The following is a 16,045-nucleotide window of genomic DNA, read 5'->3' as shown; positions in this document are numbered from 1 at the left end:
GGTCGCTTTCTGTATAATTAAGGGGTTACGTCTGTAGAAAAAATGTGCTATATTCATACATAATCGCTTTAAAGAGATGAAGGGAGAGAGGAAATTGCGGTACTTAACAGCTGGTGAATCTCACGGTCCACAACTGACAACAATTATTGAAGGTGTTCCAGCAGGATTGACGCTTTTAGCAGAGCATATTAACGAAGATTTAGCGCGTCGGCAAAAAGGATACGGTCGCGGACGACGCATGCAAATTGAAAAAGACGAAGTGAAAATTTTAAGCGGGGTTCGTCACGGGAAAACGCTCGGTTCTCCGATTACCCTTGTCGTTGAAAATCGCGACTGGAAACATTGGACGAACATTATGGGCATTGAACCGTTAGCTGACGATACAGAAGAAGTGAAAAGAAAAGTGACGCGTCCACGCCCAGGGCATGCAGATTTAAATGGGGCGATGAAATACGGCCATCGCGATATGCGCAATGTGTTAGAGCGCTCGTCAGCGCGTGAAACAACGGTGCGCGTCGCTGCTGGTGCGGTAGCGAAACGAATTTTGGCGGAGTTAGGCATTCGCGTCGCAAGCCATGTCGTTGAAATTGGGGGCGTCAAGGCCGAGCATACTGCATATACATCGTTAGAAGAGTTGCAACGAGTGACTGAGCAATCCCCTGTTCGCTGCTTTGATGCAGAAGCGGAAAAAAAGATGATGGCGGCCATTGATGAAGCAAAAGAAAAAGGTGATTCGATCGGTGGAATTGTCGAAGTCATTGTCGAAGGTGTTCCGGTTGGCGTTGGAAGCTACGTCCATTATGATCGCAAGTTAGATGCAAAAATTGCCGCAGCTATTGTAAGCATTAATGCGTTTAAAGGGGTTGAGTTTGGTATCGGCTTTGAAGCGGCACGCCGCTTTGGAAGTGAAGTGCATGACGAAATTATATGGAGCAAAGAAACGGGATATACGCGAAAAACGAATCGACTTGGCGGATTTGAAGGCGGAATGACGACAGGGATGCCGATCATTGTGCGCGGGGTGATGAAGCCGATTCCGACGTTATATAAACCGCTTATGAGTGTCGATATTGAAACGAAAGAACCGTTTGCCGCAAGCATTGAACGTTCAGACAGTTGTGCAGTCCCTGCCGCAAGCGTTGTCGCTGAAGCAGTAGTGGCGTGGGAAATTGCTGCAGCCATTGTCGAACAATTTGGACAAGATCGCATGGATCTGATTATTGAAAATGTCGAAAACATGCGTCGGTACGCAAAGGAGTTTTAATGATGAAACGCATTCACATCGCTACGCCGTCGAAACGATATGAAGTGGTCATTGGGAATGAATTATTGCACATGATTGATCGAATGATTGATCGCGTTTGCCCGCATGTGACAGCTGTGCTCATCATTACAGATGAAACGGTCGCTTCGCTTTATTTAGCTGATGTGCAACAAGCTCTTCATCAAACATATGACCGTGTGTACGCGCATATTATTCCGAGTGGGGAAGAGGCAAAGTCGTTTGAACAATTTTATGCTTGTCATACGGCAGCGTTAACAAACCATTTAGATCGTGATTCATTAATTGTTGCGCTTGGCGGAGGGGTCGTCGGAGATTTAGCTGGTTTTGTCGCAGCAACATATATGCGAGGCATTCGATTTGTTCAAGTGCCGACGACATTATTAGCGCACGATAGCGCTGTTGGAGGAAAAACGGCCATCAATCATCCGCTTGGAAAAAATATGATTGGTGCTTTCTATCAACCTGAACTCGTTTTTTATGATATTTCTTTTCTATCTACGCTCCCAAAAAGAGAAATGCGGTCTGGTTTTGCGGAAATTATTAAACATTCCTTAATTTACGATCGCGCTTTTTTTGGGTGGTTACAAGCGAACGTACAAAAGATAGAGGATTTGAATGGCGACCGATTACAATATGCGATTCAAAAAGGAATTGAAATTAAAGCAGCAGTTGTCTCGCAAGATGAGAAAGAGCATGGGGTTCGCGCTCATTTAAACTTCGGTCATACGCTCGGGCATGCGCTAGAAAGCGAGCTTGGATACGGGGTGATGACGCATGGAGATGCGGTTGCCCTCGGGATGTTGTTTGCCATTTTTGTCAGTGAACGTTTTTACAACCAACCGCTTTTTTACTCGTCGTTTCGGACGTTATTTCATCATTACGGCTTTCCGACTTCGCTTCCGCCGCACGTATCGCCTGAACGTTTGCTTGAAAAAATGAAAAAAGATAAAAAGGCGAAAGATCAAACGGTGCGCATGGTGTTAATGAAAGAGATCGGAACTGTATGTGTAGAACGGATAAGCGATGAACAATTGTTGCAATGGTTATACGCGTTTGCTGAAGAAGGAGGGGAAACATGTGATTCGAGCGATTCGCGGGGCAACGACTGTGAGCAATAACGATGAACGAGAGATTATAGATGAAACGAAGCAATTGTTAATAGAAATGATCCGCCAAAACGATGTGAACGCAGAAGACGTCGTATCGGTACTTATTTCGATGACCGATGATTTAAACGCCACGTTTCCAGCAAAAGCGTTGCGTCATCTCGATGGATGGACGTATGTGCCGGTGATGTGTATGCGCGAAATTAACGTTCCGCAAGCATTGCCGAAATGTATTCGCGTCATGATGACTGTACATACGAAGCGAGCACAGCAAGATATTCATCACGTCTATTTACGCGATGCCATCCAGCTGCGACCAGATTTACAGTTGACAAAAAAGTTAGATATGTAATATGATGGTTCATAAGTTAGCTGAGTAGAGTAAGAGTTGAGTAGAGAATGAGTGAGAGCGGAGCAGAGGATCGTTAAGGTGCGTATGCCTAAAGACTGCCCGTCTTTAGGCTTTTTTGTTTCCTCTTTGTTTCCCCTCATGTTCATTCTCCAAGAAAGGAGAACGATCATGAATATATCTACATTTTTGCAGACAGCTTCCCAATTTCGGACGATTCCGATTGTGCGTCGTTTTTTCGCTGACACGCTTCAACCGATCCAACTATTTATGGCTTTACGTGATGAAGCAGCCTTTTTACTTGAAAGTGGAGACGACATGTCGCCATGGTCTCGCTATTCATTCATCGGCGTTCGGCCGTTCATGTCCATTGAAAGCGATGATGGCAAACAATTTTTTGTGAAAGAGCAACAACAAGTGTTAGCGTGCACCGGGACGATTCAAGAAGCGTTTGCTGTCATGCAGCAACATCTTCACGTTCAACTGTTATCATTAGACGTCCCATTTCGCGGGGGAGCTGTTGGTTATATTAGCTACGATTTTATTTCTTCTATTGAGAAAATTCCTTATCATGCGTATAACGATTTACAAATGAAAATTGTTCATTTCGTCGTTTGTGAATCACTTTTTGCGTTTGACCATGTAAAAAAAGAGTTGTTGCTTATCCATTATGTGCGTGTACACGAAACAGATGATGAGGCAAAACGAGTAGAAAAGTATGAAGCCGCATGTCGAACAATCGATGAGCTTGCGCGCAAAATGGTTCACGGCTGCGATGAACAAGCGCATATGATGTTCGATCGAAACATTTCTGTTTCGTTTGATCGTGTTCATTCGAATATGGATCGACAAACGTTTTACGAAGCGGTAAAAAACATTCAATCATACATTGCAAGCGGAGATGTGTTTCAAACGGTTTTGTCGCAACGATTTGCGATCGAAACGTCCATTGATGGCATTGAGCTATATCGATTATTGCGCCTATTAAACCCATCGCCTTATTTATTTTATTTAAAACTCGGTGCAGAACAAATTGTCGGCAGCTCTCCAGAAAAGCTTATCCAAGTACGAAATCGGGAACTTGAGATCGATCCGATCGCAGGGACGCGTCGTCGTGGAAAAGATGAACGAGAAGATCGTGCGCTCATGAATGAGTTGCTTCATGACCCAAAAGAGCGAGCGGAACATTATATGCTTGTCGATCTTGCCCGCAATGACATTGGTCGTGTCGCTATGTATGGAACGGTTCGTACACCGCAATTTATGCAAGTGGGGAAGTTCTCGCACGTCATGCATTTAATTTCAAAAGTAACGGGAACGCTTCGTCAAGACGTTCATCCGCTTGATGCGTTAATTGCTGCTTTTCCTGCTGGAACGGTGAGCGGGGCACCGAAAATTCGCGCGATGCAAATTATTCAAGAGCTAGAACCGACAGCGCGCAACATATATGCAGGGGCGATTGCGTATATCGGCTTTGATGGAAATATTGACTCGTGCATCGCCATTCGAACAGCGGTGTTAAAAAATAAAATGGCATATGTGCAAGCAGGGGCGGGGGTCGTTGCTGATTCATTGCCCGAGCTAGAATGGAAAGAAACGAGAAATAAAGCGAGCGCTCTCATTCATGCCATTCAGCTGGCAGAGCACGTATTTAAAGGGGGAGAACAACGTGTTTGAACAGTTGTTGCATAAATGCGCTAGACGTGAAACGTTAACGGAACATGAGGCGTATGAAGCGATGCATGCGATGATGAGTGGGGAAGTGGATGAAAAGCAAGTGGCCGCTTTTTTAGCTTTATTACGGTTTCGCGGTGAAACGGTCGATGAGCTTGTCGGCTTTATTCAGGCGATGCGTGAACGAATGAAAACAGTTTCCCTTGGGGAAGCGGTCATTGATACGTGTGGAACAGGCGGAGACGGAAAAGGGACGTTTAATATTTCGACAGCGGTCGCTTTGCTTGTTGCTTCGCTCGATGTAGCGGTTGCAAAACATGGAAATCGGGCGGTGTCATCGAAAAGCGGAAGCGCAAATGTCATTGAACATTTTCACATTCCGATGCCGAAGACGGAAGAAGAAGCCAAAAAAGCGTTGCGTACCCATCGACTCGTCTTTTTATTTGCTCCATTTTATCACGAGGCGATGAAGCATGTTGCCCCTGTTCGCCAAAGTTTAAAAATGCGAACGGTATTTAATTTGCTTGGGCCGCTCGTTAACCCAGCTCAACCGAAACGACAAGTGATCGGTGTACATGGTGAAAAAGATGCGCGAAAAATGGCGGAAGCGCTGCGGCGAATCGGAACAGAACATGCCGTATTCGTTACAAGCCGCGACGGCTTAGACGAATGTAGCATTGCTGCCGAAACAACAATGATTGAACTAAAACACGGACAGATCATTCAACGTGTCATCGCTCCAGAACACGTAGGTTTACCGCGCGGGCGGTTGTCCGACATATGTGTTCATAGTGTAGATGAAAGTGCCCAACTCATTGAGCGCGTGTTTGCCAACGATGCGAATGAAAGTGCAACCCATGTCGTTGCACTAAATGCAGGCGTTGCTTTATATGTCGCTGGTGTCGTATCGCATATTTCAGATGGCGTAAATATGGCAAAACGCGCGATTGAGGACGGCTGTGCATATGCGTATTTACAAAGATTAAGAGGTGAACGGTATGCTTGAAACGATTTTGCAAACGAAAAGAGAAGAAGTGGCAGCGTTACAATTACCTGAACCGTGCGAACGACTTTCTCGGCGCTCGTTTTATGACGCATTAGCAAAGCCGCGCCGCTTTTTAGGGTTAATTGCGGAAGTGAAAAAAACATCTCCGTCGAAAGGCGTCATTCGACAACATCTGAATGTTGTTGATATTGCGCGTGCATACGAACAAGCAGGTGCAGATGCTGTATCCGTATTAACGGATGAACGATATTTTGCTGGTCACCGCTCATACGTCACACAGGTGAAAAAACATATTGAAATACCCGTTTTACGTAAAGACTTCATTATCGATCGCAAACAGCTTGTTGAAAGTGTCCGTATTGGTGCAGATGCGATTTTGCTCATTGGCGAGGCGCTCGATCCAAGTTTTTTACACGAATTATATGAAGAAGCGCACGAAATGGGGCTGCAATGTTTAGTGGAAGTGCATGCACCGAAAACGGTAGAGGCCATTTTAAAACGGTTCACACCGAAAGTGCTTGGCATTAATAACCGTGATTTAATGACGTTTCACACATCGCTTCATGTAACAAAACAAATCGTTCCGCTACTACCAAATTGCATCATTGTGAGTGAAAGCGGCATTCACACATTCGATGACGTGCAAACCGTACAACAAGCAGGTGCACATGCGATGCTCGTCGGCGAAGCGCTCATGCGCAAGCCAGATGTTCGGGCGGCTGTTTATGAATTGTTTGGGGAGCGTTGTGTATGACCGTTTTAAAATATTGTGGCAATCGCTCATTGCAAGATGTACAACTTGTCGCTAAAAGCGAAGCGGACTATATCGGATTCGTATTTGCTGAAAGTAAGCGAAAGGTCAAACCGCAAGATGTGCAGCGATGGCTATCTGTCGTTCAACTGGAAACGAAACAAATTGTTGGCGTCTTCGTTCATCCAACAATGACGTCTGTCGCTTCTGTTCTTGAGCACGTTCCTTTATCGATCATTCAATGTCATGGGATGGAGACGATACAAACGGTAAAGCAATTAAAAGAAACGTTCCAACTTCCTGTTTGGAAAGTCATTCATCATGCTCCAGAGGCGTGGACATATATGCGCGCTTGGAAAGGAATCGCGGACGGTTTTGTTATTGATAGCGGTCGGAAAGGAGCGTGGGGCGGAACAGGCATTTCGTTTGATTGGCGCGTTGTTCCTTATTACATGGAAGAAGCGACTCGCCAAGGTGTACCTTGTTTCATTGCAGGAGGCATTACACCGGATAACGTCGAACAGTTGTTGATGTATGAGCCGTTCGGGATAGACATGAGTAGCGGAATTGAAGAAAATGAGCGGAAAAGTGAACAAAAAATAAAAACCATTGAACAGAAGGTGAAAACATGTTGACATTACCAAATGAACGTGGCCGTTTTGGGATGTTTGGTGGAAAATTTGTGCCTGAAACATTAATGCGTCCGTTAGCTGACATCGAACAACAATTATATGAAGCGTTAGCGGATCCTTCGTTTCACGCTGAATATATGCGTCATTTGTATGAATATTCGGGACGACCGACCGCTTTAACTTTTGCAAAAAACTTGACAGAACAATTAGGCGGGGCGAAAATGTACTTTAAACGTGAAGACTTGAACCATACAGGTGCTCATAAAATTAACAATGCGATTGGTCAGGCGTTGTTAGCGAGACGAATGGGAAAACGAAAAATTATCGCTGAAACGGGTGCCGGACAGCATGGAGTAGCAGCGGCGACCGTAGCCGCTCGTTTTGGGATGGAATGTAAAGTATTTATGGGCGAAGAAGATGTGAAACGGCAAGCATTAAACGTCTTTCGCATGAAATTGCTAGGTGCGCAAGTCATTCCGGTGAAAAGCGGCAATCGTACGTTAAAAGATGCGACAAATGAAGCAATTCGTTATTGGGTCGAGCATTGTGATGATCATTTTTATATGATTGGCTCTGTCGTTGGACCTCATCCGTATCCGATGATGGTGCGAGAATTTCAACGCATTATTGGAGAAGAAGCGCGCGAACAAATGTTAAAAGCAGAAGGAAAACTTCCTCATACAATTATTGCTTGTGTTGGTGGCGGAAGTAATGCGATCGGCATGTTTCATCCTTTTTTAGACGATAACGTGGAATGTATCGGTGTTGAAGCGGCTGGAAAAGGAGTGCACACGACGGAACATGCCGCCACAATCACAAAAGGAACAAAAGGAGTCATTCACGGTTCGCTCACATACGTATTGCAAGATGAACACGGTCAAATTACAGAACCGTATTCGATTTCAGCCGGTTTAGATTATCCGGGTGTCGGACCGGAGCATGCGTATTTAGCACACGTTGGACGCGTCCGCTATGAAAGTGTCACAGATGACGAAGCGATCGCTGCCCTTCAAATGACAGCAGAAACGGAAGGGATCATCCCGGCAATCGAGTCCGCACACGCGCTGGCCAAAGCGTTTCAAATCGCTCCCCTTCGCTCACGAGAGGAAATCATTCTTGTTTGTTTATCAGGAAGAGGAGATAAAGATGTGCAGACAGTGATGAACTATTTGGAAGGGGATGGACAGAAATGAAACATTTTATTCCATTTATCGTGGCAGGCGATCCGTGTGAAGAAGTGACGGTTGATTTAGCGATCGCTCTTGAACAGACAGGGGCAACGATGTTAGAGCTCGGCGTCCCTTACTCAGATCCGCTTGCAGACGGACCGATCATTCAACGAGCAGCGAGTCGGGCGTTGAAAAATGGCATGACATTAACAAAAGCGCTTGCTCTCATCGGCCAAATGCGAAAAAAAGGTGTAAAAATTCCGATTATTGTCTTTACGTATTATAATCCTGTGTTACAATTAGGAGAAGAACGCTTTTTTGCTTTAGCGCAACAAAACGGTGCGAGCGGCGTGCTCATTCCAGATTTGCCGTTCGAAGAAAGCGAGCATATAAGAACGTTAGGCGAAACGTACGACATTCCTTACATTTCGCTTGTCGCTCCAACGTCTCATGAACGCATCGCGATGATTGCATCGAAAGCACAATCGTTTTTATATTGTGTCTCATCATTAGGTGTCACAGGTGTTCGGGACTCGTTACCGACACAATTGCACGAATTTTTGCAACAAGTGAAATCATATAGCCGTGTTCCTGTTGTCGTCGGATTCGGCATTTCGACGGCAGAACAAGTGGAGCGACTTCAACATGTATGTGATGGAATCGTCATCGGCAGCGCCATTGTACAAAAAATTGAACAACTTCAAGACGAATTAAACGACGTGCATACGCGTCAAGAGGCGCTTCGTGTTTTTTCGCAATATGTCGCTTCGCTCATTGAACCATTGAAAATGAGGGTGAGAAAAAATGAAAGTGAAACAACAACTAAAACAACTAAAGCCGTATCAACCGGGCAAACCGATTGAAGAAGTAAAACGCGAATATCAATTAGAGACAGTCATTAAGTTAGCATCAAATGAAAATCCGTACGGTTGCTCATCGCTCGTTCCACAAGCGATCACTGCCGAGCTTGCTCATTTGGCGTTGTACCCTGACGGATATAGCCGATCGTTGCGCGAGGCACTCGCTAAGCATGTTGGCGTCAATGAAAAGCAACTCATTTTTGGAAACGGTTCGGATGAAGTTGTTCAAATCATTTGTCGCGCATTTTTGCAAAAAGGAACGAACACGGTGATGGCTACACCAACGTTTCCGCAATATCGTCATAATGCGATCATCGAAGGGGCAGAAGTGCGTGAAATTCCGCTTCAAGACGGACATCATCATTTAGAAGCGATGCTTGAAGCGATCGACGATGATACGCGCGTCGTTTGGATTTGCAGCCCAAACAATCCGACAGGTACGTATGTCAATGACGCTTCGTTGCGTGCATTTTTAGACAAAGTACCTAAACATGTGCTCGTCGTTGTCGATGAAGCGTATTATGAATACGTGCAAGCCGATGACTATCCAAATACCGTTTCTTTGCTTCAACAATATGAAAATATGATGATTTTACGCACGTTTTCAAAAGCATACGGATTAGCCGCGCTTCGTATCGGATATGGCATTGGACATGAGCATATGTTACAAGCGATGGAGCCGGCACGCGAGCCATTTAATACATCTCGCCTTGCGCAAGTCGCTGCATTGGCCGCATTAAACGACCAAACATTTATTCAACAATGTGTCCAAAAAAATAAACAAGGGTTAAACCAATTTTATTCTTTTTGCGATCAACACGGTTTGCGTTACTACAAGTCTGAGGGAAATTTCATTTTAATTGATTTTGGCTTTAGCGGTGATGAAGTGTTTACGTATTTGCTTCAACGTGGCATCATTGTACGTTCAGGATGCGCTCTCGGTTTTCCGACAGCTGTACGCATTACAGTCGGATCGGCAGAACAAAACGAAACGATCATCCGAGCGTTAACAAACATGTTGAAAGAAAGAAGGGAAAAACTTTGCGAGGAAACGTCTTAATTGCCGGTCTTGGCTTAATTGGAGGTTCGATTGCGCTTGCGATCAAGCGAGCGCATCCGGACGCGGTAATGATTGGATATGATGTATCAGGCGAGTCGTTGCGTTTGGCTCGCTCACTTGGCGTGATTGATGAAGCGGTACCGTCGTTTGCTCATGCTGCTTGTGAGGCGGATGTCATCGTGCTTGCTGCACCTGTTGCCCAAACGGAGCAACTGCTTCTTGAATTAGTCGATCTTCCTTTACGACCACACGTCATTGTAACAGATGTAGGAAGCACGAAGGAGCGCATTGTGAAACAAGCATGGCCGTTATTAGAACAAGGAGTCACGTTTATCGGCGGACATCCGATGGCCGGTTCACATAAAAGTGGAGTTGCGGCTGCGCGTGCCCACTTGTTCGAAAATGCCTTTTACATTTTAACACCGACAGAACATGTAAAAGAAGAAAATATAGTGCGATTAAAGCGATGGCTTGAAGGAACGAAAGCACACTTTGTTACATTAACACCGAAAGAACATGACCGCATTGCTGGCGTCATTAGTCACTTTCCGCACATCATTGCGGCAAGCCTCGTTCACCAAGCGCAACAGTACGAACGGGAAGATGAGCTTGTGAGTCGATTAGCAGCAGGCGGCTTTCGTGATATTACGCGCATAGCTTCTAGCAATCCAGAAATGTGGCGTGATATTTTCATACATAATAAAGACGAATTGTTACAGCTATTTGATCGTTGGATAGAGGAAATGAAAAAAATTCGTACGTACGTTGCTGACGGGGATAGCGAACGAATTTATCAATACTTTCATGACGCGAAACAGTTTCGCGACGGGTTGCCTGTCCGAACGAAAGGAGCGATTCCTTCCTTTTACGATCTATATGTTGATGTGCCAGACTATCCAGGGGTTATTTCTGAAATTACTGGTTATTTGGCAAAAGAGCGTATTAGCATTACGAATATTCGCATCATTGAAACGCGAGAAGATATTTACGGCGTGCTTCGTTTAAGTTTTCAAACAGACGATGATCGGCAACGCGCGAAACATTGCATCGAAGCGAATACGAACTACGAAACGTATGTTGTGTAAAAGAGGGTGAGATTGTGAATTTAAAAACAAATGTCCATGCATTACGAGGAGAAATTGCTGTTCCAGGTGATAAGTCCATTTCTCACCGTGCCGTTATGTTTGGAGCATTGGCGAATGGAACGACACGGGTGACCAACTTTTTAACAGGGGAAGATTGTTTAAGCACCATCGATTGTTTTCGGAAAATGGGTGTAGCCATTACGCAACAAGGAAATGAAGTGATCATTGAAGGAAAAGGAATCGACGGCTTAAAAGAACCTACACATATATTAAACGTCGGCAACTCAGGTACAACTACCCGTTTATTGTTAGGGATTTTAGCTGCTTGTCCGTTTCATGCTTGTTTAATTGGGGATGATTCGATTGCTAAACGGCCGATGGATCGTGTCACAAAACCATTAAAACAAATGGGCGCACACATCGATGGAAGGGAACAAGGACGATATACACCGTTAGCGATACGTGGCGGACAACTCCAGCCCATCACATATCATTCCCCAGTTGCAAGCGCGCAAGTGAAATCGGCCATTTTGCTTGCAGGGTTGCATGCGGACGGAACGACGACAGTAATCGAACCACACCAATCGCGCGATCATACCGAGCGAATGTTGCGGGCATTTGGTGCAGAGGTGTGTGTGGACGGATTGAGCGTCTCTATTACAGGACGGCAAACGCTTCGCGCGATCGATATAGAAGTGCCGGGAGATATTTCTTCAGCAGCTTTCTTTTTAGTCGCTGGTGCGATCGTTCCAAACAGCGAAATTACGCTAAAGCATGTCGGAATAAACCCGACGCGCACAGGGATTATTGATGTATTGAAAAATATGGGAGCAGACATTTCCATTGAAAATGTTCGCCACGAAGAAAGTGAACCGGTAGCTGACATTACTGTTCGCACATCGACGTTAAAGGCAACGCATATTGGTGGTGACATCATTCCTCGATTAATTGATGAAATTCCAATCATTGCTCTTTTGGCGACGCAAGCAGAAGGAACGACAGTCATTACAGATGCGAGCGAGTTGAAAGTGAAAGAGACAGATCGAATTGCGACGGTCGTGTCTGAATTGCGAAAGCTTGGCGCACACATTGAAGCGACAGAAGACGGAATGATTATTCATGGGAAAACGCCGCTACATGCGAACGATGTCCTCGTCGATAGTTATGGCGACCATCGCATCGGCATGATGTTAGCGATCGCATCGTGCATCACAAAAGGACATGTTACTCTTCAACGTCCGGAAGCGATTGCGGTGTCATATCCGACGTTTTTTGACCATCTCCGCATGTTACAAAGCTGATTCGATCATGGATCAGCTTCTTTTTTTGCATGCTTATTTGTTCGATGGTATGATAAAGCGTGACGATATGAATGATAAGGGTGAGATTGATGGGAAAACTAGATGAAATCGTGCAACTTGTTGAACAAGGTGACGTTGAACGTGCGTTAGCGCTTGTGGAGCAAGTGAAACAAAACGGAAGCGATGAAGAGCGATATATGCTAGCGGATCACTTGTTTTCATGGGGGTTTTTAGAAGAAGCAGAAGCGCTCGTTCACCTGCTGCTTGCGCGCTATCCAGATGAACGTGAATTGCAACTTTTTTTAGCAGAAATATATACAGAAATGGATAAAGAGGAAGAAGCGCTTGAGTTGTTGATTGATATAGAAGAAGACGATCCGTATTACGTGCGCGCATGCTTGCTAATGGCGGATCTTTATCAAATGCAAGGATTAGATGAAGTAAGTGAACAAAAACTATTAAAAGCGTACGAAAAAATGCCAAACGAACCACTTGTTCAATTTGCGTTAGCTGAGCTATATTTTACGAGCGGACAATATCAAAAAAGCTTGCCGTATTATGAGCAAGTCATGAAGCAAACAAAAACGATGGCAGGCACAGTGCTTGCTCAACGTATGGCGGAAGCCTATAGTTTGCTAGGTGAATTTGAACAAGCGATGGTTTATTATGAACAAGCATTAAATGAACGTTTCGATGCTCACACGTTATTCCAATACGGATTTACGGCATATCAAGCGGAAGCATATAAAACAGCGATTGCCAAACTAAGTGAGTTAAAGGCGCTTGATCGCGAATACGTGCCGCTTTATTTATTTTTAGCAAAATCGTATGAACAAGAAGGAGATATACAACAAAGTTACGAAATAGCAAAAGAAGGGTTAACCATTGATGAATGGAATAAAGAATTGCTTGTATATGCTGGAAAAATTGCGTTGAAGCTTGGGAAGCGAGAAGAAGCGATCGAGTATATCGAACAAGCGCTTCATATCGATCCGGGCTATTTAGAAGCGTTGTTCATCCAGACAAGCTTGCTGTTTCATGAAGAAAGGTACGAAGATGTCGTTCGTATCATTCAACAAGCGCTCGATCAAGGGGAATACGATCCGCAATTTGAGTGGGAGCTTGCGAAAGCGAAGCAAAAGCTTGAAATGTATGATCAGGCATTAAATCATTATGAAGAGGCATATACTTTTTTTAAAGATGACCCAAACTTTTTATATGATTTTGGCTATTTTTTATTTGAGGAGGGGAGAAGAGAAAAGGCGAAAGACATATTTGAACAACTATTGCGTATTGATCCGACAAACGAAGAGATTGCCCACATGATGTTGCAATTTGAATGAAGATGTCATTCGGATGCAAGGGGGGAAGGGAATGGTTTCTGTCCGGGAGAAAAAAGAGTTCGTGCGCTGGTTTTTGAATAATTACCAATTAAAACGGCGCGAATGTGTATGGATTTTAAACTATTTACTTAGCCATGATGCGCTGATGGAAAAAGTGCATTTTGTAGAACATGCTGAATATTGCCCGCGCGGCATGATGATGTCGACGCATTGTGTCGACGACGTACCGTTTCGGTTTTATAAGCAAAACGTCATTACGACGGATGCAGAAAAATCGTTTCATGACATTCGTTTAAACCGCGATGAAGATATTTTCATTCAACTAAATTTTCGCGGTGCTTTTCATTCGCCACAATATGTGGCGGTGCTTGAAGAAAATCCGTACATGCCAAAGCGGGTGAATAAACAAGATGAACAGCTGGTGGAAACAATCGTTCATCAATCGATTCAACATTTCCAACGGCAAAAAATTATGCGATTAATTGACGAGGCGCTTGATCAGCAAGATGAACAAAAATTTCGCGAGCTGACTGAACAATTAAAAGCGTTGCGTTAACCTTGTGGTTTCGCAACGCTTTTTATGATGTATATTTGTCACAAAATGTTCAAAAAAATACATACACATTTCGTGTAAGATGGAAACATAAGGAGTGATTTGAATGAAATGGACAGCAAAAGATGTGGACATGTATCATCAAGCAAAAGAGTATGTTGATACAGCGCTCGTTCCGTGTATACCGATAGGAAGCACAAACATGAAAGCGTTTGCTGAAATGAGCGAGCATACGTTGTTTATTACAAATGAAGTAGAAAGACAGTTTAAAGGGAGGGTGATGTTATTTCCACCATTGACATATTTCGTGCAAGAACAAATACAAGCGCGCGTGCATGAATGGACAAACGTACTTAAACAAGCGGGATTTCAGCATGTATGTTTTGTCACTTCACATGCAGACATCGCTGATGAGTCGTTTATTTATGTGCCAGCGCTTCCACTTGAACATGCAGATGAAGCATATAAGCAAAAAGTTGTTCGTCAACAAGTGGAACAAGTGATGGATGCGTTAGTCGCAAAATGGACGTTAAAAAATTAGATAGCGTTTACACTATCATTATATTGACCTTGGTGGAAACATGATATATCATTAGGTTGTCCTAGTTTTATATATGTGTTATAACAATTCGTCCGGATGGACTTAACTTCGCATAGAGGGGGGAAAACGATGAGCGAGAAAAAGCATCGCGTGTCAAGACGGCAATTTTTAAACTACACGTTAACAGGTGTAGGTGGATTTATGGCAGCTGGCATTTTATCACCGATGGTGCGCTTTGCCTTAGATCCAATCTTGAAAGAAGAAGCTGGGCAAGATATGGTTGCAGTTGCCCAAGTGAAAGACATCACGACAGAGCCACAGCGCTTTGACTTTAAAGTAAAAGTAAAAGACGCGTGGTACGAATCAGAAGAGCCAAGATCGGCTTGGGTATTTAAAGATGAAAAAGGGGATATCGTTGCGCTATCACCAATTTGTAAACATCTTGGCTGTACGGTGAACTGGAACGGTGAAAAAAGCAATCCGAACCGTTTCTTCTGTCCTTGTCACTACGGTTTATATGAAAAGGACGGAACGAACGTGCCAAACACGCCACCACCAGCTCCATTAGACCGTTACGAATACGAAGTAAAAGATGGCACGTTGTATTTAGGGAAAGCGAAACCACGAGGGGAGGCGTAATACATGCTTAATAAGATTTATGATTGGGTTGACGAACGGCTAGATATTACGCCTTTGTGGCGCGATATCGCAGACCATGAAGTGCCAGAGCACGTAAACCCTGCGCATCACTTTTCTGCGTTTGTTTACTGCTTTGGTGGATTAACATTTTTCGTGACAGTCATTCAAATTTTATCTGGTATGTTTTTAACGATGTATTACGTACCAGATATTAAAAACGCTTGGGAATCTGTTTATTACTTACAAAACGAAGTAGCATTTGGACAAATTGTGCGCGGCATGCATCACTGGGGAGCAAGTCTCGTTATTGTGATGATGTTTTTACATACGTTGCGCGTATTTTTCCAAGGTGCTTACAAAAAGCCACGTGAATTAAACTGGATCGTTGGCGTACTTATTTTTATGGTAATGATGGGTCTTGGTTTCACAGGCTACTTATTACCTTGGGATATGAAAGCGCTCTTTGCGACAAAAGTAGGATTGCAAATTGCTGAAGCGACACCAGTCATCGGTCCAGCGATTAAAACGTTATTAGCAGGTCATCACGAAATCGTTGGGGCACAAACGTTAACGCGCTTCTTTGCGATTCACGTCTTCTTCTTGCCTGGAGCGTTATTAGGATTAATGGCTGCACACTTCTTAATGATTCGAAAACAAGGAATTTCTGGTCCACTGTAAAATTTAGCATAAG

17 protein-coding genes are annotated in these 16,045 nt (G+C 44.1%); all 17 read left to right on the top strand.

Translation table 11 applies throughout. The annotated features are described in order from the left end of the window. Positions 1-94 precede the first annotated feature (94 nt). The 17 genes from aroC to qcrB all read left to right on the top strand — a co-directional run bounded on the left by aroC (position 95) and on the right by qcrB (position 16,032). Positions 95-1,264 (top strand): chorismate synthase, encoded by a 1,170-nt coding sequence (aroC, locus tag AFK25_RS08900; RefSeq protein WP_035066972.1) that lies wholly within the window; start codon positions 95-97, stop codon positions 1,262-1,264. Beyond that, positions 1,264-2,403, top strand: coding sequence for a 3-dehydroquinate synthase (aroB, locus tag AFK25_RS08895; protein ID WP_019417619.1), 1,140 nt, complete (start codon positions 1,264-1,266; stop codon positions 2,401-2,403). Before aroC ends, aroB begins: the two co-directional genes overlap by 1 nt. Then, positions 2,363-2,743, top strand: coding sequence for a chorismate mutase (aroH, locus tag AFK25_RS08890; protein ID WP_026011657.1), 381 nt, complete (start codon positions 2,363-2,365; stop codon positions 2,741-2,743). The genes aroB and aroH overlap by 41 nt, the downstream gene beginning before the upstream one ends. 168 nt (positions 2,744-2,911) lie before the next feature. Further along, on the top strand, positions 2,912-4,417 hold the full coding sequence (gene trpE / locus AFK25_RS08885; RefSeq protein ID WP_026011656.1) for an anthranilate synthase component I: 1,506 nt from the start codon (positions 2,912-2,914) through the stop codon (positions 4,415-4,417). Next, positions 4,410-5,420 (top strand): anthranilate phosphoribosyltransferase, encoded by a 1,011-nt coding sequence (gene trpD, locus AFK25_RS08880; RefSeq protein ID WP_019417616.1) that lies wholly within the window; start codon positions 4,410-4,412, stop codon positions 5,418-5,420. The genes trpE and trpD overlap by 8 nt, the downstream gene beginning before the upstream one ends. Further along, entirely contained in the window at positions 5,413-6,174 is a 762-nt protein-coding gene (gene trpC, locus AFK25_RS08875; RefSeq protein ID WP_019417615.1) for an indole-3-glycerol phosphate synthase TrpC, read from the top strand. The genes trpD and trpC overlap by 8 nt, the downstream gene beginning before the upstream one ends. Next, positions 6,171-6,806, top strand: a complete 636-nt coding sequence (locus tag AFK25_RS08870; protein ID WP_035066974.1) for a phosphoribosylanthranilate isomerase — start codon at positions 6,171-6,173, stop codon at positions 6,804-6,806. Before trpC ends, AFK25_RS08870 begins: the two co-directional genes overlap by 4 nt. Continuing rightward, positions 6,800-7,996 (top strand): tryptophan synthase subunit beta, encoded by a 1,197-nt coding sequence (gene trpB, locus AFK25_RS08865; protein WP_035066977.1) that lies wholly within the window; start codon positions 6,800-6,802, stop codon positions 7,994-7,996. The genes AFK25_RS08870 and trpB overlap by 7 nt, the downstream gene beginning before the upstream one ends. Beyond that, entirely contained in the window at positions 7,993-8,835 is an 843-nt protein-coding gene (trpA, locus tag AFK25_RS08860) for a tryptophan synthase subunit alpha (RefSeq protein ID WP_035066979.1), read from the top strand. Before trpB ends, trpA begins: the two co-directional genes overlap by 4 nt. Then, the gene (hisC, locus tag AFK25_RS08855) at positions 8,777-9,892 is read left to right on the top strand and encodes a histidinol-phosphate transaminase (protein WP_019417611.1); all 1,116 of its coding nucleotides are present in this window, start codon (positions 8,777-8,779) and stop codon (positions 9,890-9,892) included. The genes trpA and hisC overlap by 59 nt, the downstream gene beginning before the upstream one ends. After that, positions 9,874-10,977, top strand: coding sequence for a prephenate dehydrogenase (locus AFK25_RS08850; protein WP_019417610.1), 1,104 nt, complete (start codon positions 9,874-9,876; stop codon positions 10,975-10,977). The genes hisC and AFK25_RS08850 overlap by 19 nt, the downstream gene beginning before the upstream one ends. A gap of 14 nt (positions 10,978-10,991) precedes the next feature. Beyond that, complete coding sequence (aroA, locus tag AFK25_RS08845; protein WP_019417609.1) at positions 10,992-12,278, top strand: 3-phosphoshikimate 1-carboxyvinyltransferase; 1,287 nt, start codon at positions 10,992-10,994, stop codon at positions 12,276-12,278. Between the two features lie 89 nt (positions 12,279-12,367). After that, positions 12,368-13,621, top strand: a complete 1,254-nt coding sequence (locus tag AFK25_RS08840; protein WP_009373664.1) for a tetratricopeptide repeat protein — start codon at positions 12,368-12,370, stop codon at positions 13,619-13,621. A gap of 31 nt (positions 13,622-13,652) precedes the next feature. Continuing rightward, positions 13,653-14,177 (top strand): ReoY family proteolytic degradation factor, encoded by a 525-nt coding sequence (locus tag AFK25_RS08835; RefSeq protein WP_033383409.1) that lies wholly within the window; start codon positions 13,653-13,655, stop codon positions 14,175-14,177. Between the two features lie 103 nt (positions 14,178-14,280). Further along, a complete protein-coding gene (locus AFK25_RS08830) occupies positions 14,281-14,715 on the top strand; it encodes a YpiF family protein (RefSeq protein WP_009373662.1) in 435 nt (144 codons plus the stop codon). A 129-nt stretch (positions 14,716-14,844) separates the two neighbouring features. After that, a complete protein-coding gene (locus AFK25_RS08825) occupies positions 14,845-15,354 on the top strand; it encodes a Rieske (2Fe-2S) protein (protein WP_009373661.1) in 510 nt (169 codons plus the stop codon). Between the two features lie 3 nt (positions 15,355-15,357). Beyond that, positions 15,358-16,032: a menaquinol-cytochrome c reductase cytochrome b subunit gene (gene qcrB, locus AFK25_RS08820; protein WP_006319468.1), complete on the top strand. Its 675-nt coding sequence runs from the start codon at positions 15,358-15,360 to the stop codon at positions 16,030-16,032. Positions 16,033-16,045: the final 13 nt, after the last annotated feature.

It is taken from the genome of Anoxybacillus gonensis, from assembly GCF_001187595.1.
In the GTDB taxonomy this organism is placed as follows: domain Bacteria; phylum Bacillota; class Bacilli; order Bacillales; family Anoxybacillaceae; genus Anoxybacillus; species Anoxybacillus gonensis.
The sequence above is the reverse complement of the archived record's forward strand: the minus strand, read 5'-3'. Positions and strand labels throughout refer to the sequence as shown.